This is a genomic window from Streptomyces mesophilus, from assembly GCF_011044995.1.
GTDB lineage: Bacteria > Actinomycetota > Actinomycetes > Streptomycetales > Streptomycetaceae > Streptomyces > Streptomyces mesophilus.
On record NZ_JAAKZW010000003.1, the window covers coordinates 37,349 to 59,457 of the forward strand.

21 protein-coding genes are annotated in these 22,109 nt (G+C 69.3%); 18 read left to right on the forward strand and 3 right to left on the reverse strand.

The window, feature by feature from the left end; translation table 11 throughout:
• Positions 1-77 precede the first annotated feature (77 nt).
• Positions 78-611, forward strand: a complete 534-nt coding sequence (locus tag G6045_RS01835) for a DUF7822 domain-containing protein (protein WP_165329949.1) — start codon at positions 78-80, stop codon at positions 609-611.
• A 30-nt stretch (positions 612-641) separates the two neighbouring features.
• On the opposite strand, the gene G6045_RS01840 is transcribed toward G6045_RS01835, so the two are convergent.
• Positions 642-785, reverse strand: coding sequence for a hypothetical protein (locus G6045_RS01840; RefSeq protein WP_165329922.1), 144 nt, complete (start codon positions 783-785; stop codon positions 642-644).
• A 427-nt stretch (positions 786-1,212) separates the two neighbouring features.
• On the opposite strand from G6045_RS01840, the gene G6045_RS01845 reads away from it, so the two are divergent.
• From G6045_RS01845 to G6045_RS01855, 3 genes are all read left to right on the forward strand, one after another.
• Positions 1,213-2,367, forward strand: a complete 1,155-nt coding sequence (locus G6045_RS01845; protein WP_165329950.1) for a helix-turn-helix domain-containing protein — start codon at positions 1,213-1,215, stop codon at positions 2,365-2,367.
• A 403-nt stretch (positions 2,368-2,770) separates the two neighbouring features.
• Entirely contained in the window at positions 2,771-4,357 is a 1,587-nt protein-coding gene (locus G6045_RS01850) for an acyl-CoA mutase large subunit family protein (RefSeq protein WP_165329951.1), read from the forward strand.
• 48 nt (positions 4,358-4,405) lie between these two features.
• Positions 4,406-4,828 (forward strand): cobalamin B12-binding domain-containing protein, encoded by a 423-nt coding sequence (locus tag G6045_RS01855; protein WP_165329952.1) that lies wholly within the window; start codon positions 4,406-4,408, stop codon positions 4,826-4,828.
• 61 nt (positions 4,829-4,889) lie between these two features.
• Here the strand turns inward: G6045_RS01855 and G6045_RS01860 are convergent, their stop codons facing one another.
• Positions 4,890-6,116 carry a cytochrome P450 gene (locus G6045_RS01860; protein ID WP_165329953.1) on the reverse strand — a complete coding sequence of 409 codons (1,227 nt, stop codon included), beginning with the start codon at positions 6,114-6,116 and terminating at the stop codon, positions 4,890-4,892.
• 303 nt (positions 6,117-6,419) lie between these two features.
• Here G6045_RS01860 and G6045_RS01865 point away from each other — a divergent pair, with 303 nt between their 5' ends.
• The 7 genes from G6045_RS01865 to G6045_RS01895 all read left to right on the forward strand — a co-directional run bounded on the left by G6045_RS01865 (position 6,420) and on the right by G6045_RS01895 (position 12,893).
• Positions 6,420-6,740 carry an acyl carrier protein gene (locus G6045_RS01865; protein WP_165329954.1) on the forward strand — a complete coding sequence of 107 codons (321 nt, stop codon included), beginning with the start codon at positions 6,420-6,422 and terminating at the stop codon, positions 6,738-6,740.
• A 137-nt stretch (positions 6,741-6,877) separates the two neighbouring features.
• Complete coding sequence (locus G6045_RS01870; protein ID WP_165329955.1) at positions 6,878-7,036, forward strand: hypothetical protein; 159 nt, start codon at positions 6,878-6,880, stop codon at positions 7,034-7,036.
• A 368-nt stretch (positions 7,037-7,404) separates the two neighbouring features.
• Positions 7,405-8,631: an AAA family ATPase gene (locus G6045_RS01875; RefSeq protein WP_165329956.1), complete on the forward strand. Its 1,227-nt coding sequence runs from the start codon at positions 7,405-7,407 to the stop codon at positions 8,629-8,631.
• A gap of 510 nt (positions 8,632-9,141) precedes the next feature.
• A complete protein-coding gene (locus tag G6045_RS01880) occupies positions 9,142-10,242 on the forward strand; it encodes a bifunctional DNA primase/polymerase (RefSeq protein ID WP_165329957.1) in 1,101 nt (366 codons plus the stop codon).
• Complete coding sequence (locus G6045_RS01885; RefSeq protein ID WP_165329958.1) at positions 10,239-11,762, forward strand: DNA primase family protein; 1,524 nt, start codon at positions 10,239-10,241, stop codon at positions 11,760-11,762. Before G6045_RS01880 ends, G6045_RS01885 begins: the two co-directional genes overlap by 4 nt.
• Positions 11,759-12,160, forward strand: a complete 402-nt coding sequence (locus G6045_RS01890; RefSeq protein WP_165329959.1) for a DUF6009 family protein — start codon at positions 11,759-11,761, stop codon at positions 12,158-12,160. Before G6045_RS01885 ends, G6045_RS01890 begins: the two co-directional genes overlap by 4 nt.
• Before the next feature lie 394 nt (positions 12,161-12,554).
• A complete protein-coding gene (locus G6045_RS01895) occupies positions 12,555-12,893 on the forward strand; it encodes a hydroxyisourate hydrolase (protein WP_165329960.1) in 339 nt (112 codons plus the stop codon).
• On the opposite strand, the gene G6045_RS01900 is transcribed toward G6045_RS01895, so the two are convergent.
• Positions 12,846-16,010, reverse strand: coding sequence for an AfsR/SARP family transcriptional regulator (locus tag G6045_RS01900; protein WP_165329961.1), 3,165 nt, complete (start codon positions 16,008-16,010; stop codon positions 12,846-12,848). The two genes, G6045_RS01895 and G6045_RS01900, sit on opposite strands and share 48 nt — an antisense overlap.
• A 688-nt stretch (positions 16,011-16,698) precedes the next feature.
• Between G6045_RS01900 and G6045_RS01905 the strand changes: the two genes are divergently transcribed.
• The 7 genes from G6045_RS01905 (at position 16,699) to G6045_RS01935 (ending at position 22,108) form a co-directional block, all read left to right on the forward strand.
• Positions 16,699-16,836: a hypothetical protein gene (locus G6045_RS01905; RefSeq protein WP_165329962.1), complete on the forward strand. Its 138-nt coding sequence runs from the start codon at positions 16,699-16,701 to the stop codon at positions 16,834-16,836.
• An 85-nt stretch (positions 16,837-16,921) separates the two neighbouring features.
• Positions 16,922-17,764, forward strand: coding sequence for an AfsR/SARP family transcriptional regulator (locus G6045_RS01910; protein WP_165329963.1), 843 nt, complete (start codon positions 16,922-16,924; stop codon positions 17,762-17,764).
• A gap of 120 nt (positions 17,765-17,884) precedes the next feature.
• Positions 17,885-18,829, forward strand: coding sequence for an SRPBCC family protein (locus G6045_RS01915; RefSeq protein ID WP_165329964.1), 945 nt, complete (start codon positions 17,885-17,887; stop codon positions 18,827-18,829).
• Positions 18,830-19,017: 188 nt separating this feature from the next.
• Positions 19,018-20,133 (forward strand): hypothetical protein, encoded by a 1,116-nt coding sequence (locus tag G6045_RS41130; protein ID WP_165329965.1) that lies wholly within the window; start codon positions 19,018-19,020, stop codon positions 20,131-20,133.
• Positions 20,134-20,227: 94 nt separating this feature from the next.
• A complete protein-coding gene (locus G6045_RS42110) occupies positions 20,228-21,070 on the forward strand; it encodes a 4'-phosphopantetheinyl transferase family protein (protein ID WP_328707623.1) in 843 nt (280 codons plus the stop codon).
• A gap of 151 nt (positions 21,071-21,221) precedes the next feature.
• Positions 21,222-21,398 carry an acyl-CoA carboxylase epsilon subunit gene (locus G6045_RS01930; RefSeq protein ID WP_165329966.1) on the forward strand — a complete coding sequence of 59 codons (177 nt, stop codon included), beginning with the start codon at positions 21,222-21,224 and terminating at the stop codon, positions 21,396-21,398.
• Positions 21,399-21,448: 50 nt separating this feature from the next.
• Positions 21,449-22,108, forward strand: coding sequence for a phosphopantetheine-binding protein (locus G6045_RS01935; protein WP_165329967.1), 660 nt, complete (start codon positions 21,449-21,451; stop codon positions 22,106-22,108).
• The last annotated feature ends 1 nt before the right edge of the window (position 22,109 follow it).

A 22,109-nucleotide genomic window follows, 5' to 3' on the forward strand; every position in this document is an offset into this window, starting at 1 on the left:
GCTGTGAGGTGTGGGTCAGCGTGGGCGCAAGGGGTGCGGTCACGGGCTTGTCAGCGCCCGGTGTTAGCGTCGCCGCCATGGCTAATCGTTCGTATCTTTACGCCGCCGACTCGATGCCGAACGAGGCAGAGCTCCCTCAGCGGATTCGCTGCATATCCGAGCACAACTGGGACATCCCGCTCGCGCACAAGCTCATGGCGGGGCGCGGAACGACGATCGTCCCGTCCATGATCTGGAACCCACCGATCGGCATCGCCGCGGACTACGCCGGCGGGGCTTCCTTGCTCCGCGATCTCCTGCACACTGTCGGCGAGGGCCTGGGGGACGACGCCGAGTTCGCGGACTGCGTCGCCCGGACCACAGCCCACCTCGACAAGCAGGAGGCGAAGTACTTCGTCCTGGAGACCGGGGAGATCGTCTCGATGACGGGAGACGATCCGGCAGCGAGCGTGCGGCGTCTGGTGGCCGAGGACATTCCCGACGCCGTCGCCCAGGCCGAGGCAGCGATCGCCGGGGAGAACGACGACTGGCTGGTCTCGATTCGCACCGACTGGCAGCAGCATTTCGCGTCCTTCTACAGCGACGCGCTCTACTTTTCCTTCCCCACCTGAGGGGGCGGGGGGAGCGGTGGCGTCGAGCTGCTACGCCCTGCGGGGGCGCTCGAGGCCGAAGTCGTCCTGAAGCCTGTTCAGCTCCTCCTCGGCGGCCGACCGTACGTCGCCGGGGACGTCTCCGAGCTCCTTGACGAGCTCCTCGTAGATCGGCGCATCGGTGCTGGCGTTCACTGCGGTTTCCATTCCTTGGTTCACATGCTGGTGGCCGGCGCGCTGGGCGACGGACCCCGGGGAGTCTACGGCGGCGTCCGACCTGGGCCGCACCCGGTGTCCGCATCCATGACCGATACCGTCCGCTGGCCGGCAAATGGCGCTGTCGATCATCGGAGCGCAAACGCTGCACTCATGAAACTCGGAGCGCGATGGATGCTGCCGGATCACGATCCGCGCGCTGCCGGCCGTATCAGCTACCCGCAGAGCGGGATCCGGCCATGGAGTGCCGGACCGAGCACCGGGTCCGACGGCCCGCGGCTGCGCGGGTCTCGTCAGGATCACGCGAACGGTCACACGATTGAGCCCTCGTAAATAACATGACCCTGCCCGCCGCTGTGTGGTTCGGCGGTCGGGGTCAACGGTACCGAAGGGGTGGGTGTGCATCGTGAGTGTGCATCGGTACAAGGCAGTGGCTGTGCGGCAGTTGGCCGAGGTGGTGGAGAGGGTGGCGCCGAAGGACCCTGTGGCCTGGGAGGACCGCAAGCCGATCGCAGGCACGTTGGGGCTGCCGACGAAGGTCTCCCGAGCTCGGGCCCGGCAGTTGTGGATGGTGGTCGCCATGTGGGACCGCGCCTTGGAGCACAGTGAGTTTCCGGCCCGGGCGCGCCGGTCGGCAGCGGAGCTTTTCACGGCGCGTGCGCTGCGAAGGTTCTGGGAGCTTGCACAGACGGGGGAGCTGAGAACGCTCGCACCGGAGGCAGGGCGTGATCCGGTACTGCCCCTGGCGACGCTGCGTATCGTGCGGGATTGTCTGAAGATTCTTGCCCCTCTGGCCGCGCCCGCTCGCCGGGAGGTCTGGCTGCCGTCGGTGCAGCAGCCCGAACTCAAGACACCGGTACGTACGGAACCCTTGGCCACGCTGTACAGACGGCTGGCAGATCTGGCGGCGAAAGGGCCACTCGAACGAGACGGCATCAGGCTCTCGTACGAGGACCGGGCACGTCTGCTTGCGATGGTGGCGATCCTCCTCCATGCCGCACCCCGCTCCGGCGAACTCGCGGCGCTTCGGCTCTCCGATCTGGCACCCGAGGAGCGGGCCGTGGCGGTGCGCCGCCGGCAGCAGAAGGCATCGCCGAACCGAGCGGAGGAGATCGCCGAGGTGGCCGGTGTTTCACCGTCGACCGTGCGATCCGTGCTGTGGGGGCAGCACCGTCGGGTCTCCGAGGCCACGTATCGCCGCATCGTCTCGGCCCGGGACGCGCTCGCACCTCTGCCCGAAGTCGAGTGGTACGCAATGGGGGAGGGGGCGTGGGTGGCCGTGCGGCAGTGGCTCACGGTCCGAAAGGCGTTGATCGAATCCAGTTCTCTGGAGGGGGGCGAGCCCGGGCTGTGGGTGACCTTGGTGCCCACCAAGGCGGGGCCGCCGGGCATCACCTTGCGGGCTCAGGGCCTGACGCAGGCGTTCGCGCGCGGCATGAGAGCCCTGAACTGGGTGATGGCCGGACAGCGGGGGTGGGAGCCGATGCCCGTCCGCATGGAGCAGGTCCGCCGCGCGATATCCGTCGAGCCCATGGCCGGCTCCGTAGGCTCTGGTAAATAACATGACCCGGCGCGCGGTCCGCTCCGCAGACTCGCAGCGCCGTCGCTACGCGACGGATCAGCCATCACAGCACCGCTCCGCGGTGCCCTTTGAGGAGCGCTCCGCGCTCCGGAGCAGGGGAAGGCTCCGCCTTCCGAAAACGAGAACTGGAGCGCTCCGCGCTCCCGCCCGCTCCTTCGTGCTCGGGCGCTGCTCGCGCCTCCGCGTGTCTCAGCGTGTTCCAGGGGGCGGGGATCGGATCCGTACCGTGGGGAACGACCGGACCGTGGTGTGCGAGACGCCAGTGGATCAGTGGATCAGTGGACCACGCCCCCGGCCGCACGCTAGTGATGCTCGAGGGACATCGCTCAGGCTGTACGGGCGCGGCGCTACGGCCGGCATGACGCCCCGGGGGCCATGACTGATGGGTGAAGTCAGAACATCCGAGTCCGGACTGCCCATCGAGCCGCTCTACGGGCCGCAGGACCTTGAAAGCTGGGAGCCGGCCGAGAAGCTGGGGGAGCCGGGGGCGTATCCGTACACGCGTGGTGTGTATCGGTCGATGTACACCGGCCGTCCCTGGACGATGCGGCAGTACGCGGGGTTCGGTACGGCCGCGGAGTCCAATGCCCGGTACCGGCAGCTGATCGCCCACGGCACGACCGGTCTGTCGGTGGCCTTCGATCTGCCCACCCAGATGGGCCACGACTCGGACGCGGCGATCGCGCACGGTGAGGTCGGCAAGGTGGGGGTCGCCATCGACTCCATCGAGGACATGCGGGTGCTGTTCGACTCCATTCCGCTGGACCGGGTGTCGACGTCGATGACGATCAACGCGCCCGCCGCCTTGCTGCTGCTCCTGTACCAACTGGTCGCCGAGGAGCAGGGGGTGGGCGCGGATCAGCTGACGGGCACGATCCAGAACGACGTGCTGAAGGAGTACATCGCCCGGGGCACCTACATCTTCCCGCCCAAGCCGTCGCTGCGTCTGGTCGCGGACATCTTCCAGTACTGCCGGGCGGAGATTCCCAAGTGGAACACCATCTCCATCTCCGGCTACCACATGGCGGAGGCCGGGGCCTCGCCCGCGCAGGAGATCGCCTTCACGCTCGCCGACGGCATCGAATACGTGCGTACCGCCGTGGCCGCCGGTATGGATGTGGACGACTTCGCGCCTCGGCTTTCGTTCTTCTTCGTGGCGCGCACCACCCTCCTGGAGGAGGTGGCGAAGTTCCGTGCCGCGCGCCGGATCTGGGCGCGGGTGATGCGTGAAGAGTTCGGGGCGGTCAACCCGAAGTCGATGATGCTGCGGTTCCACACGCAGACGGCCGGCGTGCAACTGACCGCCCAGCAGCCCGAGGTGAACCTGGTCCGGGTCGCGGTGCAGGGACTGGCCGCGGTCCTCGGCGGCACGCAGTCGCTGCACACCAACTCCTTCGACGAGGCCATCGCCCTGCCCACGGACAAGTCGGCCCGTCTGGCCCTGCGCACGCAGCAGGTCCTCGCCTACGAGACGGACGTCACCGCGACCGTGGATCCCTTCGCCGGCTCCTACGTGGTGGAGAAGATGACCGATGACGTCGAGACGGCAGCCGTCGAACTGATGGCAAAGATCCAGGACTTGGGCGGTGCCGTCGCCGCCATCGAACGAGGTTTTCAGAAGGACGAGATCGAACGCAACGCCTACCGCATCGCTCTGGAGACCGACTCCGGCGAACGCGTCGTCGTCGGGGTCAACCGCTACCAGCTCGATGAAGAAGAGCCCTATGAGCCGCTGCGCGTCGACCCCGCCATCGAAGCCCAGCAGGCCGAACGCCTCGCCCGACTGCGCGCGCGACGCGACCAGTCCGCCGTCGACGAGGCCCTGACCGCGCTGCAGAAGGCCGCACAGGGGGCGGACAATCTCCTTTACCCGATGAAGGACGCCCTGCGCGCCCGGGCCACCGTCGGCGAGGTCTGCAATGCGCTGCGCGAGATCTGGGGCACCTACGTCCCCGGCGACACGTACTGAGCTCGTACTGAGCTCGTCCCGTATCCCGTCAATGCTTCGAGGATTCAGATGCCGACCGAGACCTCTGCCGTTCCGATCCGCGTGGTGGTCGCCAAGCCGGGCCTGGACGGGCACGACCGTGGCGCCAAAGTCATCGCCCGGGCGCTGCGGGACGCGGGCGTGGAGGTCATCTACACCGGCCTGCACCAGACACCACGGCAGATCGTGGACACGGCCATACAGGAGGACGTCGACGCCATCGGTCTTTCCGTGCTGTCGGGCGCGCATATGACACTGTTCGCCGATGTGCTGAGGCTGCTGGGGGAGGAAGGTGCCGAGGACATCACGGTGTTCGGCGGCGGCATCATTCCCGAGGCCGACATCGACGCACTGCACCGGATGGGGGTGGCCGCTCTGTTCACCCCCGGCACGCCCACTCATGTGGTGACGGAGTGGGTCCGGGACAGCATGCGGGTCTCGGGCCGTGCGTGAGCCGCGCGGCGGCCGTACCAGGTGGTGACTTCCTCCCCGGTACGGCCTGGACCGCCGTCGGCTAGGGGGCGGTTCGGGTCCAGGTGACCGGCAGGGCATGGACGCCGTAGATGTTCATGTTGGTCCGCAGGGGCACATCGTCCGCGGGGACGGCGAGGCGCAGGTCGGGGAATCGGCGCAGCAGGCCGGCGAAACCGGCGCGCATCTCGATCCGGGCCAGTTGCTGACCGAGGCACTGGTGGACGCCGTGGCCGAAGGAGAGATGGCCGCGGGCTGTGCGCCGGATGTCCAGGGCGTCCGGGTTCTCGAACCGCTCGGGGTCGCGGTTGGCCGCCAGCAGGGAGACCACGACCGTGCAGCCTTCCGGGATGGTGGTGCCTTCGAGCTCGATGTCCTGCGTGGCGTAGCGGTAGAAGATGTCGGCGACGGAGCAGTAGCGCAGGAGCTCCTCGACCGCGTCGGGGGCCAGCTCCGGGTGCTCGCGCAACTTGGCCAGCTGCGCGGGGTGTTCGAGGAGAGCGAAGGTGCCGAGCCCCAGCATGTTGGTGGTGGTCTCGTAGCCCGCCAGCAGCAACAAGAAGGCGACGCCGGTCACTTCGTCGAGGCCGAGGTCGTCGCGGCCGGCCAGGTCGGACAGGAGGTCGTCGGCGGGTTCGGCACGCTTGCGTGCGACCAGTTCGCCCAGAAACGTTGTCAGGCTCACGTATGCGGCGATCTTCTCCTCGATCACCACGTCCTTCTCCATGAACTTGGTGGTGTCGGCCTGGAACTTGTCCCGGTGCTCGAAGGGGACCCCGAGCATTTCGCAGATCACGAGCACGGGCACCGGCAGGGCGAACTCCTTGACCAGGTCCACCTCTCCCGTCATCTGTGCCATGTCCTCGAGGCGCCGCTCGACGATGTCGCCGATGTGCTCTTCGAGTTGCTTCATGCGCCGGGCGGTGAAAGCTCCCGTGAGCATCCGTCGCAGCCGGGTGTGGTCCGGCGGGTCCATGCTGATGAACAGGCCCGGCTCCTGCGGGGAGGGCTCGGTGACAGGCGGCATGCCCGGGATCTCGTACGGGATGTGGAGGGGGCCGAGGTCCTGGCGGGAGCTGAACCGGGTGTCGGCCAGGAGGGTGCGGGCCGCGCTGTATCCGGTGACCAGCCAGCCCTGGTGGCCGTCGGGGAAGGTCATCGGGCTGACGGGGCTGGTTCCGCGTAACCGTGTGATGGCTCGGGGCGGGTCGAAGGGTCCTGCGTCGCGGTCCATGGGCAGGCCGTGCGGGGGAGGGGGTGCCTGGTTCATGGTTCTTCCTTTCCGTACGCGTGGCGCCACTATGGCGCCGTTCGGTGTCAGTGTGGCACATCTCTGCTTCCGGTGTTGAGGTCAGCTTTTGGCGAGCGTCTCGTGTGGTGCGGCTGCCTGGCCTGTCGAATGCATGGCGGCTGCCGTGGAAATGGCGCCACCTGACGACTGTGTGGCGCCATGGCGGGGAGGGCTGCCCCCTGGCTGAACGGGAGGTGGAGTCCAACCAGCGTCGACGGAGGCTCGAGCCGGGACGAGCAAGGTGGGCACGTCCGCCTTGTCTGTCGGAAGGGATGCGTACCCATGGCTCAAGCCCCGTGGAACGTGCAGTTCGAGAAGATCCTGCGCCAGGTCCTGCCCGGCCTTGGTGGCGACGACCCGCTCGATGCGGCTGTCCCGATGCAGGCGTACGGGCTGGATTCCATGGCCCTCATCCAGATCGTCAGCGCCCTGGAGTCCGCCTGGGGGGTCAGCCTCGCCGGTCAGCTCGCCGTTCCCGTGCGCTCGCTGACCGCAGGACACTTGTGGGGGATCGTGGTCGCCGCGCAGCAGCCTGCGTGGGGATCGCAGCGACCGTCGACGGGTGGCGCCCCGCGGGTCCAGCCCCCGTGGATCATGGCCTGACGGCGTCCTTGCCGGCGGACAGCGCGAAGCCGCCTCGGTTCGTCGTGCGCATCCATGCCCCATCGGGCGGCCGCGGCGTCCCGGGGCAGGCTCGACGGTGCGGCCGAGGGTTACCCGACACAGAAGGAGCGCGCGCGGTGACACCAGAGAAGTCGAAGAGCGAGCAACGGTCCTCAACCGACCGGCGCCGGGGCCAGCTTGGGAGCCTTGAGGTGTGGGCGCGGTCCGCGCCGATCCGCCTCGCGGGATACGAGGACGACCTCGCGGAGCCGCACATTCTGCCGAGCGTCGACTGACGCCTCCCAACGGATCCGGAGACTCCAGCCACCGTTGACCGATGCCGGTCCCACTCATGTGGCCGGTGCATCCCTGGCGTCGAGGGAATCCGTACTGCTCGGCGGCACGCGCGAGCAAGGTCAGGTGGTGCGGACGCGCGGAGGCGGCCCGCCTGGAAGGGGGAGCCGGGCGGGCCGCACAAGGGGGCATCCGACCTGGTCGTGGAGCGGATGCTGCAGTGCCCAGCGTGACGGACGGCGCCCGAGCGACGCCACAGCCCGACTTGAGGAAAGCCGGGTCGACTTGTGCTCCAGCGCCGGTAGAGCCGCGCTTCCCATGCTGACAGGACAGCGCGGGACGACAGCGAGCAGGGCGAAGGAGGCGCGGGATGGCGCAGGGGGACAAGACACAGGCGGCTGCCGTACAGGAGGCGGTGCTCGCCGCGTGTGCTCCGGGTCGGTCCGTGGCCGTGCTGATCGAGGGAGCGCCGGGGCTCGGCAAGACCGCGTTGTTGGAGAAGGTCGCGCACCAGGCTGCCGTGACAGGCACCGTCTTGACCGCGGCCGCCGGCGAGCGGCAACGTCCCTTCGGCATGCTGGCCCGGCTCCTCGCCGGCAGCTCCGAGCCGGACTTGTCCGGTCTGCTGACCACCGACGACCGCTCCGCCACGGACATCGGCGCCGCCCTGTGCTCCCAGCTGCGCGACCTCGGCCGCCGAGGGAGCGTGACGGTGTGCGTGGACGATGTGCATCACTGCGATGTGCAGTCCCTGCAGGCCCTGCAGTATGTGCTGCGGACCGCGCAGCCGGCCCCGGTCACGGTGGTGGCAGCCACGGCAACCTTTGGCGACCGGTGGCGCGCCCTGCTTCCCGCGGACACCCTGCGCAGCCCGCAGGTGCACCGGATGCGACTCGCCCTGCTCGCCCCGGCGGAGACCGAGCGATTCGTGACCGCGCACGCCACCGCGACCGGCCGTATCCCCCCGCGCGCGGCGGCACGGCTGCACCGGCTCAGCGGCGGCAATCCGCTGCTGCTGCAGGCCCTGTTGGCCGAAGACGCCCTCACCTGCCATCCCGTACCCGAAGGGCCGTTCGTACAGGGCGTCGCCCGCCTGCTGCGCCACAGCGGTCCCGCCGCCCGTGCGACCGCCCACACCCTCGCCGTCCTCGGCGGACACCCCCTCGACCCGCCCTTGTTGGCCGAACTGATCGACGGCGGCGCGCCCGTGGTCGTCGGCGCCCTGGACGCGCTGCGTTCCTGCGGACTCCTCGACGGACTCGGCCGCCGGGAGCCGGCGGTCCTGGCCGGGGTGCTTGCGGACTGTGAGGCACCGGAGCTGACCCGGCTGCGGCTGCGGGTGGCGCACGCTCTGCATACGGCCAAGGCCCCGGCCACCGCGGTGGCCGCTCCGTTGCTCGCACTGATCGCCGATGGTGCGCGACCGGCCGCGGACGCCGCGGATCAGGCGCTGCTCGTGCAGACGGCCCGCGACCTCGCCGCGGCCGCGGCCACCCTGCGCACGCAAGGCCGCACGGACCAGGCCGACTCGCTGGAGCGGGCCGCACGCCAACTTCACGTGCAAGTAGATGACTTGGAGTCGAGCGAGGCCCTCTAGGCCTCATCTCCACTGACTGGACGCCCAGTCGGACCGCCGCCTCGCGAAGCGCACCAGACACGCTCAAGGAGCACTTGAGCCACGCTCGCGGCGCGGCAGACGGTGTGCGCGGCGGCGACCGACGCGCAGCTACCTGGGGCGCGGCGGGTCGCTCCTCAGTAGCTCGACAAAGCACCAGGTCACAGACTTCACAGAGCCCGCTGAGCGACTGAAGCGACCCACATCCCAGATATGTGCAGCCAATTCACTGGTGCGTAGCAGTTCCTGGCGTCACAGATGACAACGTTCAGTCGCTTCAGTCGCTGCTGCGCAGAAGTACCACCTGTGAGCTGCGCTTTCCCTGTGAACAGACGGGCTGGCGACCGACGAGCCCGGGTCGCTGCCCCGGCGTCGCGGGTCGCTGCGCCCGGATTGCCGTCACTCGAGGACTCGGGAAGGCTCTGGCACCACACCTCGTGCTCTGCGCTAGCTTCATCGCCGGGTCGCTTCGGTCGCTGATGGGGGGTACCAATGGCCGCTGAGCTGCGTGACTTTGCCGGCTACTCCATACCCGGGGCAGCCAACCTGCCGTCGCTCGCCATCGCGCGGTGGTCTGCCGCGCAGGGCTGGCCGGTGCATCCGCTGGCCCCGGGACGCAAGACGCCGTCGGGCAACTGCGCGGCCTGCCGCCGACCCGGACACTCGCACCGGGGATGCGGCTGCGCATCGGCCGGACGGTGGTGTCACGGCTTCTACGCGGCCACGCTCGACTCGGCGAGGATCGACCGCTGGTGGGGGGAGTACCCGGACCTGGGCGTGGGGGTCGCCTGTGGCGCGGCAGGTCTGCTCGTTGTCGACGTCGACGCTCACGTACGCGAAATCCCCGCACGGGAGCGGCTGTTGCCCGGTATCGGCATTGCCGACAGCGTGGATCTCACCGGACTGAGCAACGGATTCCACACCCTCGCGGTGCTGGCCGCGCTGCGCGGTGCGCCGAGTCCCGCCGAGGACACCACCACGTTGCGCGTACGCACCCCCTCCGGAGGCTTGCACGTCTGGTACCAAGTGCCTCGCGCCCGCCGCTGGCAATGCTCCACCGGCTCGGGTTCGGGGCGTTCACTGGCCTGGCAGGTCGACATCCGGGCCTGCGGGGGATACATCGTCGCCCCGGGAACTGTCACTCGCGCAGGCGCTTACGAGGTGGTCGGCCCCGGCACCCGGCCGGCGCCGCTGCCGGGCTGGCTGGCCCGGGAACTCGAGCGCACGGGGCATCTGCCGCAGGACACTCCCGCAGCGACCCGTCCGGTGCCACCGCGCGCCCGCGCCGCCGTGGCCGCGGCCGGCGGCGGCCACGCGGCGGCGCGGGCAGCTCTGGCCGCGGTACTGGCCGAGGTGGACGGCTGTGCCGCCGTACCCGAAGGTGCGAGCTTCTCCGAGAAACTCAACCGGGCCGCCTACACCGCAGGTGGTCTGGTGGCCGCGGGCCATCTGGACATGGGCGAGGTCCTGGACCTGCTCAACCAGGCTGCCGAGGCGGCTCGTCCCGGCCGGCTGCGACGCCACGCCGCGATCATCCGCGGCGGCCTGCAGGCCGGCACGCGCAGACCCTTAGTCCTTCGAGGCACCGGATGACGTCCGAGGAGAGCGCGCTCTTCGACTTCGACGCGGAGGCGGTCGCCGCCCAGATCCTTGCCCAGCGCGTACAAACCGCGCCGGTTCTCGGCCCGTTGGACGGTGGCAGTGCCGTGCCAGGCGGCGGGGCGGATACCACCGCCCGCGGACTGCTGCCCGACTCCCTGTCCGACCGCGGCAACGCCAAACTGTTCGTCAGCCTCTACGCCAGGGACTACCGGCACGTCCCCGGGCTCGGCTGGTGCCGTTGGGACGGCACGTGTTGGCAGATCGACGAGGACGACACCGTGCTGTGGGCCGCCGGTGACCTGGCCGAGGCCATTGCTCCGAGCGACCCGCGCGGAGTCCACAGCGCGTCCGCTCTGCAGCAGCACCGGCGCCGCGCCCTGAGCACCGCCGGGATCAACGCGATGCTGGCCCAGGCAAGGACCGCCCCGGGCATGGTGCTCAACGCGGCGCTCCTGGACGCCGATCCGTACGCGCTGTGCACTCCCGGAGGCATCGTCGACCTCCACAGCGGACTGGTCCGCCCTCCGGACCCCGACCGGGACTTCCACTCCCGCCGCACCGCCGCGGCTCCCGAGGCGATCCCTGTGCCCCGCTGGGACCGGTTTCTCACCGACACGTTCGGCGACGGCCCCGCAGGAGTGGAGATGATCGGCTTCCTGCAGCTGCTGCTCGGGTACTCCATCACCGGCGACGTCGGCGCGCAGGTCCTGCCGTTCCTCTTCGGCTCCGGCAAGAACGGCAAGTCCGTGCTCCTGGACGTGGTGATGCGACTCGTGGGGGACTACGCGGACGCCGCGCCGCCGGGTTTCCTGATGGCCCGTTCCTACGAAGGGCACCCCACCGACCTCGCCGAACTGCACGGCCGCCGGCTCATCGTGTGCAGCGAGGTCAGGCCCGGGGACCGTTTTGACGAGGCACGCATCAAGCATCTGACCGGTGGCGACCGCATCAAGGCACGTCGCATGCGGCAGGACTTCTTCAGCTTCCGGCCCACCCACAAGCTCTGGCTGCTCGGCAACCACCAGCCCGAAGTCGGGACCGGGGGCTTCGCGTTCTGGCGCCGGATGCGGCTCATCCCGTTCGAGCGCGTCGTCGCCGACCAGTACAAGGTCGACAATCTGGCGGACATTCTTGTCAGCGAGGAAGGACCCGGCATCCTCAACTGGTTGATCATGGGAGCACGCCGGTACCTGAGCGGTGACAAGGACCTGCACGGTCCCGAGCGCGTGCGCATCGCCACCACCGCGTACGCCGAGACCGAGGACCACATAGGTCGCTTCTTCGCGGAGTCGTGCCGCCTGGACCACGGCCTGCGGGCCGAACAGGCAGGTCTCTACGCGGCCTACGGCTCTTGGTGCCACAAGGAAGGCGCTCCGGCCGTCTCATCCCGGTCCTTCGCCGCCCGGGTCCGCGAGACACTCGGTCTGGAGTCACCGAAACAGATGATCCTTTCCAACCAGCGAAAGTACTACCCGGGTATCGGGCTGACTGCCGACGAGGAGACCGGGTGAGCGCCCTCATCGCGGACGACGAACTGGTGCACGAGGTCGAGCTGGTCTGGCTCGAGGACATCCATGGGCTCGATTACGTTCGCCAGAGCCTGGACCGGCTCCCGACACGCAAGGGCCGCCCCACCTACCATCGCGACGGCCGCATGGTCGGCTACGCGGTGCTCGGCACCGGAGCCAAGCCCTCACGGACCTCGGGTACGTTCCGGCGCCGCGTGTTCTGGCTGCTGCCGCACGACCGTGACGCGGTGCCCGACGGCCTGTACACCACCGGGGCGCCTGCGGAAGCGGTCGACCCGGGCACGCTGTCGCCCGGCAGCAAGGGACGCAAGACCGCGCGGTCGGAAGGCGGAGCGCACGCCGCGCGCCGGCGGGAGGCCGCACCTTCTCCCGATCTGTGACGTCCGCTGCCCCGGCCGGTCGCAGCCCGTTGCCGCACCAAGTACCCCAGGGCATATGCGCTTTGGGTATTCGACCCAAACTCCAGCGCCAGTCAAGGCCCGCGGGGGACCATGATGGCGCGGAGAGAAGCATCCGTGTCGCATGCCCGTGCGGTGTTGCTTTCCCTCTCACTCGTTGCAACGGGTGAGAGGGAAAGCACTGCGTTTGAATCCACTGATATCCCATTAAATCTCCCCAACTTCTTTGCGTATAGCGTTAGTTGAGGAGGAAAGTGTGGTTGTCAGTGGAGTGAATGCAACGTAGCGTTTTAGGGGCAGCAAATAGAGGGGTGCTGATCCTCTGACCCAGGTCACGGCAGCTCGACCCCGACCGTGTTCGAGCAGAGGGTTGGTCATGGTGAACTTGACCGTAGAAACGCTGGAGAGCGTCCACGGCCGCGGCGCCGTCGGCCTGCACGCGAGACTTGAGGCGCTCGTCGACCAGGAATGGGTCGTGCTCGATGCGCGCAAGACGGACGAGAGCGGCCGGATCGACGACTGGGACGACCACGGCAAGAGCCAAGGGCTCTACCAGATCGTGTTCGACGTCGACCGGTACTTCTCCGGGCTCGGCATGACACCCACCTGTCCCGAGGTCACCACCACGTTCCGCATCTCCGGCGAACCGGCGCGCTGCCGGGTGACTTTAAACTTCTCGCTCCACCATCACTTCGCCGCCTTCACCATCACCTGACGGGACCCACCCCGCCATCTCCCGCAGGCGGTCGAGGACATGTCCTGCGACCTCCGGGGGTATCGAGGCGATCAGCGCCTGCGCCTCCGCACGGCACTGCTCGGCGGCATCGGTGTCCGCGGCGGCCAGATGGGCCGCGTGCAACCGGCAGAGCGTTTTCGCCTCTTCGTCCGGCATGTTCACGAGCCGGAACAGCGCCAGCGCCCGCCGCAATCTGACGACTGCCTCCTTGGCGTCGCCGGCGGCGAGTGAGAGTTCCCCGAGGCTGACCAGGGTGTGACCCATGATCAGCCGCTCATGGTTCTCCTCCGCGCGCGCGAGGGCCTCCTGCAACACGTTCGCGGCTTCCTTGACGTCCCCGCGCAGCAGCAGTACCGAGCCGAGGCCGTGGAGGGCATACGCCTCACCGGTGTGATCGCCGATCAGACGGACGATGCGCAGGACTTGCTCGAACGCGTCCAGCGCGGCCTCGAGGTCGCCGCGCGCCAAATGTGTCTTGCCCAACCGGTGCAGCACCTGGGCCTCGACGCGCCGGCCGTTGCCCTGCCGGCTCAGGCGCAGCGCCTCGTCGAGCAGCCGGCCGGCCGCGGCGTCATCACCCTTGGTCAGCTGGATCTGCGCCAAGTGGTGCAGGCAGTAGGCCATGTCGACGGTCTCGCCGCGCTCGCGCAGGATCTTCAACGCGGCCTCGTAGTGTGCGGTGGCCTGATCGAGGCGGCCGTCGATCCGGGCCAAGAAGCCGAGTCCTCGCGCGGTCTGGGCGATACCGAGGTGGTTGCCCATTTCCTCCAACAGCGCTGTGGCCTTGCGGAAAAGTTCATCGGCCTGGGCGAAGTGCTGCCGGGTCACGGCAAGCCAGCCGAGCGACTGGAGCATGGCCGCCTCGCCGGTCCGGTCACCCGCCTTGCGGCTCGCGGCGAGCGCTGTCTCGTGCGTGCTGCGCCAGTCGTCCAGGCGCACTTGCGTCTCCAGGAACAGCACCGAGGTCATGGCAAGTCCCCAGCAGTGCTCGGTGAGTCCCATCATGCCGGCCCGCCGGACGTAGGCGGGCAGTGAAGAGCGTTCCCTGGCGAACCACTGCAGCGGCTCCGTGAGGATCCGGTCCACCAAAGGGGCGGGCAGCGGATACAGGAACACGTCATCGCTCTTGATCAGCGCGTCCCGGCCGTACTCGCGATCGCGCGCCTGCGCCAGCAGGAAGAGGAAGCAGCCCAGCACCCGCAGGACAGCGGCCTCCCGGTCGTGCGTGTTCTCTTCGGCGACCAGTTGCTCGCGGGCGAGGAGCACGATGAGGCTGTGCAGCCGGTACTGCCGGTTACGCCCGGTCGTCGCGCCGGCGGCGTCCAGGAGTTGGGAGTCCGTCAGCTCGTTGATCAAGTCGCGCACCGCTGCCTCGGGCTGGTCGAGCAGCGCCATCGCCGCCCACAGGGAGAACGGCCCTTCCTCCAGGAGCGCCAGCCGCCGAAACAGCCGCCGTCCGCCCTCGCTCAGGCCCTCGCACGCGAGACTGAGGACGGCCCGGATGCCGACATCGGCATATTTGATCTCGTCGAGTCTTCGGGTCTCGTCCTCGAAGCGTTCCACCAGTTCGGCGATCTCCCAGTGGGGCCGGGCGGCCAGCCGGGCACCGGCGATGCGCAGGGCGAGCGGAAGATGCCCGCACAGTTCGGCGAGGGCGGTCGTGGCCTGCCGCTCCGCCGCGGCGCGCTCCGCCCCTGCCATGCGGCCGAGGAGATCCGCGGACTCCCGCGGTGCGAAGGTCGTGACGTCGACCCGTACAGCGCCGGCAAGGCTGCCGATATGGCGACGGCTGGTCATGATCACTGCGGAGGTGGGTCTGCCGGGCAGCAGCGGTCTGATCTGGCTCTCCTCGGCGACGTTGTCGAGGATGATGAGCACCCGCCGCTGCGCGAGCAGCGCGCGGTACATCTCCGCCCGTTCGTCCAGGCCTTCGGGGATCGCCGTGCCCTGGACGCCGAGGGCGCGCAGGAACCGTTCGAGCACCTGGGCGGGCGACACGGGAGCGGACGTCGTGCCGTGCAGTTCGGCGTAGAGCCGGCCGTCGGGGAAGTCCGCGGCGACCTGGTGGCCCACGTGGATGGCCGTGGTGGTCTTGCCGATACCCGGCTTGCCGACGAGGGTGACCAGCGGCACTGCCAGCGGGGAGCTGTCGCGGGGCGCCACCACAAGTTCGCGGATGCGGGTGATGAGGCTGTCCCGCCCGGTGAAGTCGGCGAGGGCGGCGGGCAGCATCTCCGGAACGTCCGCCGCAACCGTCGACCCGCCGTCGTCGGCGGGAGGAAGCCGGCTGTCCGGGTGGTCGAGACGGGGGTCCGTGGTGAGAATCGAATGCTCGAGTTCACGGAGCCGGATGTCGGGTTCCACGCCCAGCTCGTCGAGCAGGAGTCGTCGGGTGTCGCGGTAGACGCTGAGCGCCTCCGCCTGGCGCCCGGAACGGTAGAGCGCCAGCATGAGCTGGCCTCGCAGCCGCTCGCGCAGGGGGAACTCCTCGATGAGGTCGAAGAGTTCGCTCACCAGGACGCTGTGCTGACCCAGAGCAAGTCTGAGGCGGAGGTGCTCCTCGGCGGCGGTGACGCGTTGCTCGGTGAGCCGGCGCGCCCCGGACTCGACCACCTCGCCCGGCAGCCCTTCCAACGGGGCGCCGCGCCACAGTGCGAGCGCTTCACGGTAGGCGGCCGCCGCCTGCTGATCCTGCCGCGCGTCCCGCAGTTCGCGCGCTGTGTCGACGAGCGAGTGGAAGCGCAGGGCGTCGAGGCCCGCCTCATCGGTCTGCAGCAGGTATCCGCTGGGATGGGTCCGGATGACGTCGTCGGCGCCGTGGGCCACGAACTGGCGCCGCAGACCCGACACGCTGATCTGGAGCTGGGCGCGTGCCGTCGGTGGCGGATTCTCCTCGTACACGGCGCGGATGAGCCGGTCGGTGCTCACCACTTGGTTGGGGTCGAGCAGAAGCGCGGCCAGTACAGTCCGCTGGCGCGTACCGCCGAGGTACAGGGGTGTGGAACCGACGCTCGCCTCGAGAGGCCCGAGAATGCGGAACGCGAGGCCCGATGAGCAGAACTCGCTGCCGTCCCCGGACATGGTCTGCTGCCCCACGTAGTTTCCCCCCCAAGGAACGTGCGCCGCTCGATGAACTCTAAAGATCCGCTGATGAGCCAGTCAACGCGTGAAACACGTGTATGTAACAGGGGTCGGGCGTCCATTCCCGTGCTCCGCCGACAAGAACTCCTGGTTCGAGAGGCTCGCACGCGGATCGGGCACCTCGGCCCCGAGGTTCGGGAGTTCCGGGATCGGCGAACGGTCTTGACGAGTCCTTAACGCCCTATCGCGCCGAGGTGCCATTCTGCGGGGAAGCGCTCCGTAAAGCGGCATACGGCTGGAATGGCCAAGTGAGGGCCCTCTGTATCAGCATTCTCGCGCTTATGGATCGGCGATTTTCGGCTATCACGGATCAATTTCGGCCACCTGTCTGGGGTGTTCACTGATCGGTGGCCTGTTACATGCTGCGCCGCTCCCGCCCGTGAACCCGCGCCGACCTGGAGTTTTCCCGGGCAGCAGGGCGTCGGCGAACCTCTGGACGGTCCCGGAGCATGGCCCGATGCGGCCTCTATCGTTCCTCTATCGTCACGGGCGGTTGGTCGATCGTGACGCGATGGCGCGACTTGCCAGCCTTTAGGCATCCTCAAGCGCCGCCACCAGGGCGGACTTCGTGAAACGGGAGCCAGCGCACATGATGAAGAACTGGTTGCTTCGTGCCTCTTGCGCCTTTTTCCTCGCTGCGGTCGTGGCAGGCACGACCTCGCAGTTGACCACCGCCGCCGACTCGGCGGCGCCGGCGGCGCCCGCGGTGACGTCCGCCGGACCGGCCGATGGCGAGCAGCCCGTCGAAGTCGAGCCCGACCCGAACAACCCCTGGGGCTGACGGGTCGAACGAGGCCCATCGGGCCCAGCCGCGCGCCGTCTGGTCGCGCGCTCGACGAACATTCCACAGACGACGGGAAGACAGCGTGGACATCGACGTACTCGGTGCACTGGCCGTACGGGAACAGGGTGTTTCGGTCACCCCCACGGCCCCCAAACCGCGACAAGTACTTGCTCTGCTCGCGCTCAACGCCGACCAAGTCCTCCCGGTTGCCACCGTGATCGAAGAACTCTGGGGCACCGAGCCCCCGCGCAGTGCGCGCCCCACTCTGCAGACGTACATCCTGCAATTGCGTGAACTGATCGAAGCGGCACTGCGCCAGGGCGATGAAACGTCGCGCGGTGCCAAGGACGTGCTGATGACCGTGCCCGGCGGTTATCTGCTCAATACCGGCGAAGGACGCAGCGACGTGCGGGACTTCGAGCGGATCGCAGGGGCCGGTTACCGGGCGATGGATGCAGAGGATTACCCGCAGGCAGCGAAGCGGCTGAACGAGGCACTGGCCCTGTGGACCGGACAAGCCCTGGCCGACATCCAGGCCGGACCCCATCTCAAGCCGCAGATCAAACGGTTGGAGGAGAGCCGGCTATGCGCACTCGACCAGCGCATCGACGCCGACCTCCGGCTGGGTCGGCACCGGGAACTCCTCGCGGAACTGACCGTGCTCATCAGCCGTTACCCCACCCACGAGAGCTTGTACGGACAGTTCATGGTGGCCCTGCATCGTTCCGGCCGCCGTGGCGAGGCGCTCAACGCCTACCAGCAGCTCCGTACGACACTGGTGCGCGACCTGGGCCTCGAACCCTCGGCCGCGCTCGTCAAGTTGCAGCGCTCCATCCTCGTCTCCGGCCCGCTCAGCGCCCCTGCCTCGGGCGGCACCGGCCTCAACGGGACGGCCGCCGACCGCGGCCTGACCCCGACCGGCTGAGCACCACTCACCCGGGAAACCGAAGAACGTGAACCGGGTCCTCCGTCCGGGCTCAAGTACCGCTCCAGGTGTGCCGTTCAGGCTCGGCGTATCTGCGCGGACTGGGAGGAGGCCCCGCTCATGTCGTCGCGGTCGGCACACTTCGTCGAGCACACGGTCTCTGTAGCCGCCCCCGCCTCGGCGGTCTTCGGCCTGTTGACCGACGCTCCACGATGGCCCTTGTTCCTCCCTTCATACATGCACGTGGAACGCATGGAGTTCGACGGCGTCGAGGAGCACCTGTGGGTGTGGGAACTCGTCGCCGGCCGGGTCCGTTCCACCCGGGTCAGGCGCGTGCTGCGGCCTGAGGACCGGTCGGTCGACTACGAGGAGTTCGCGGCGGGCGAGACCTCCTGGCCAGGCGCGGTGGCGTCCGGGACCTGGAGCGTCGCACCCGAGGACACAGCGCGCTCGAGCCTGACGCTGCGCTGCGAGTCCTCGACCCGGACACCCGGCGAACTCGACACGGATGTGTTGCTGCGCCTCGACGGGCTCCGGCGCATCGCCGAACAGTGGGACGCCTTCGACGAACTCTTGCTGTCCTTCCAGGACACCACCCGCATCGACGGCCCTCCCGAACTCGTCTACGACTTTCTCTACCGAGTCCAGGACTGGGCCGATCTCCTGCCGCACATCGATGCCGCGGAGGTCTGCGAGGAACGGCCCGGAGTTCAGATCGCCGTACTGGAAACCTGTGCCGCGCACACCGGTCTTTCGGTCACCGCACAGACCGTACGGCTGTGCTTTCCCGCCGCCGGGCGCATCGTCTACAAGGAGACGCTGCCCGTGGACCTCGTCGCTGCCCACACCGGTGAGTGGTCCATCGAACCCGGGGTGTCCGGAGTGACTCTGATCTCCACGCACCAGGTACTGCTGAGGCCGCAGGCCGTGGCGGATGTCCTGGGCCCCGACGCCCGCCTGGTCGATGCCCGCCACTACGTGCGGGAGTGGTTCGGCCGCGACGGCAGGGCGGCGCTCAGCCTTGCGAAGTGGCGTGCGGAGAGTCAGTTGAGCCGCCTGCGATGACGGCGAAGACAGCCAGGACAACGAACGCGACCGAGGGGCCTGGACACTCGGCCGGGGCGCGCGGCTACGCAGCCGTTCCCGTTCCTGTGGACGTGGCGCAGCGTGCGCTACGACTGGAGGCCTTGCTCGGAAACCCCGAAGACCCCGCAAACCCCTACGGCGCAGCCGCGCTCGCGGCCGCCGCAGGCATGAGCGGCACAGCGCCTCGTACAGCAGCCCCTGACGGCATCGGCGACGAGCCGGCCGCCTGGCCGGACGCGGCGCAATTCGTGCGCGGGCTCCGGCCGTTGCTCCGGCGCGACCTGGGCCTTGCCGAAGCCTGGGTGCTGCACCCGCTGCGTCACGAACCGGCTCAGGCACTCGCCTGTCTGCTGGGACCTGCGGCGCTGCTCGCAGCGACAGGTGGAGTGCTGCACACCACCGCCGCGATCGTGGACGGCCGGGCCCGGCATGACCCGGCGGCGCGGCAGTGGCTGCCCGTTCTCGCAGCCGTTTTCGCGGACCTGCTCGCCTGTGAGGCGCTGACCACGGTCGCGCTGCGCGGGCTCGCCCCTGCGGATGACGCCGGGGCGCTGCCGGTCGCCGCGACCGGCTACCTCATCCCGCATCTGGTCAGTGACCTGCTGGCGGATCTGGAGCTGGTCCTGCAGGAGAGCGGGTTCGGACCGGACCGCACCGAACGCCGGGTGCTCGCCGCGTTGGAGGGACACCGGACCACGGCAGGCGTCGATGGGCGGGCCGCTCTTGTGGCACAGCAGCAGCTGGTTCGTGCGCCGTCGATGCGAGCACAGCCGGCCGCGATGCCCGAACTGTTCCGCCTGGCGAGGCCGGCACCGGGCGTCGGCGCGACTCGGTGCACCGAGGCGCTCCTGGCCGTACTGCCGGAGGCGGCAGCTCACTGTTTCGGCACAGACGACGGTGATGGGATGGCGACCCAACTCGCCCAGCTGGGGCGCAGGCTGGCGACCGAGCAGCGCCATGCGCACCGCGCACTCCGGGCCGCGGCCGCCGCCGACCCGGACGGCGCGCCGGCGCGTGCCCTTGCCGACCGGTTCGCCCTGGTGCTCCAGGCGAGCGCGGTCCTCGGAGTGGCCCGTGCCGCCGCCCAATCGGGCGAGGGCTTCCTCGGCCGGCCCGAATGGGCGCTGCTCGCGTTGCGCCGCATCGGTCGGCGGCTCGGCCTGCCGTTGCCCGTCAGCACGGATTCTCCCGCCGGCGCGAGCCTTGCCGTCTGGACCGAACTGGCCGAGCGCGTACAACAGCGCGTCGACTGCGACCTGTACGCAACGCGGCTGCTGTGGTGAGCACGTAGGGCCGCACACCGAGAAAGCAACCAGGAGTGAACGCCCAGGGGCGGTCCTGGGAGGAAAGGTCGGGGAGTTGACCGTGCACCGGACCGTGGCAGAACCCATTCATGTGGCCGGACCCCAGCATCCGTGGGACCAGGTGGCCGAACGCGCCCAGACCACGGGGCACGTCGTGGTGCACACATCATGGGGCGAGTGGCTCACAGCCGCGCTCCTCGATCCTGAACTGCGCACCCTGCTCGGCCGGGACTGGCCGCGCTACCGGGAGGCGCCCACCCCGCCCAGCCGTTTTGTCTTCGCGGTCTCGCGGTTGGTCGTCAAGCACACCGCCGCGGCGGTCCTCGAGGTCGCCCCCGGGGACCTCGACATCGCCTACCAGCCCAGTGGCCGGCCCACGTTGCGCGGTTTCGGCGAGGAACTGCAGCTGAGCCTCGCCCACACCGAGGAACTCATCGTCGCCGCGGTCAGCCTGAACGGACCGATCGGAGTCGACGCCGAGGTGAGCACGCGAGAGATGTCGTACGACCTGCTGCGCCCCCAGGTCTGCACCGAGCGGGAGGCCAATGTGCTCGACGCACTGCCGGACGGCGAGCGCATGGCACGCCTCTTGCGTCTGTGGACCCTCAAGGAGGCCTACACCAAGGCCCTCGGGCAGGGCATGCGACGCCGGTTCAGCGCCGTGGGCTTCCACTGGGACGCCGACGGACACCCGGTGCTGGACGAGGAGGCCGAGCTCGTGGACGACTGGTCGTTCGCCACCCACTGCGTACACGGCCGGTATCTGGTGAGCCAGGCGCATCGCCGGACCCCGTTGGAGACCCGACCGCCGGCCGCGTCGGCAGTGCCCCCGTCACCGGATGCTGTCGTAGCGGAGCGCGGACGAGAAGAGCCGCTTCGCCAGGTTGTCGCATTCCCTGGGCGATCAGGCCGTTGAACCGCGCGAGCGGACGCGAGCGGCGCCGGGTGTGTCCGCGCGCCGGGTGTGTCCGCGGGTCGGGCCGTGGCCCGGGCAGTGCGCTCCAGCGGGACGAAAGCGTCCGTCGAGCGTGGTGGCGGAACGTGTCCAGGAGGCTCGAGGAGGAACCATGCCCGATACGAGTGAGGCGGAGCTCGGCGTACGCGTCGAACGAGGCCAGGCGAACGCCGATGAACTGGCCGCACTGACCGTCGCGTTGCTCGCTGTGCGCGCACGGGGTGAGTCCACGATCCGTCGCACATCGGGGGCACGCTCCGCGCGCTGGTGGCGTCCGTCGGGCGCATGAGACGGCGAGCAGTCCCAGCGCAACGACCCATAACCCAGGAGGCAGCAGCCATGACCGGCGTACCGCTGACCGATGGCCTTGCCGGCGTGATCCAGGCGCTTGCCGCCGTGCTGCGCACAGTGCCCGACCGGATCGATCCACAACAGAGCTTCCGGACGCTGGGCCTGGACTCGATCCATACCGCTGAACTGATGGCCGCGCTCAACGCCCGCTTCGGTGTCACAGTGGCGGCCGACGCCCTGTACGACCACCCGACCCCGGCCGCCCTCGCACGCCATGTCGAGGCTCAGAGCCACCCCGCGCCGCAGGCCGCAGACCAGTCCCCGGCCCAGGTGCGCGAGGCGCTGCGCGATCGGCTTGCGGGCATCGTGGGCTGCGACGCGGAACGGATCGACCCCGAGGCACCTTTCCACGCATTCGGCCTGGACTCCATCCGCGCGGCCGAGTTCATGGCCGCGATCAACGCCACGTACGGCCTGGCCGAACGGCCTGTCACGCTGTACGACCACCCTGACCTGGCCACCATGGCGGCCCATGTCACCGCTGTCGCCTACGGAGCGGGGACCGAACCGGCTCCGGTCCACGCCGAGGACGCCCTCGCCGGCCCTGAGATGAACCAGGACGAGGTGGGCGCGCTGTTGGATGCAGTGCGCGCCGACATGCTCACCGTCGACGAAGCCGCGGCCCTGCTGGCATTCCGGCCCGCCTGAC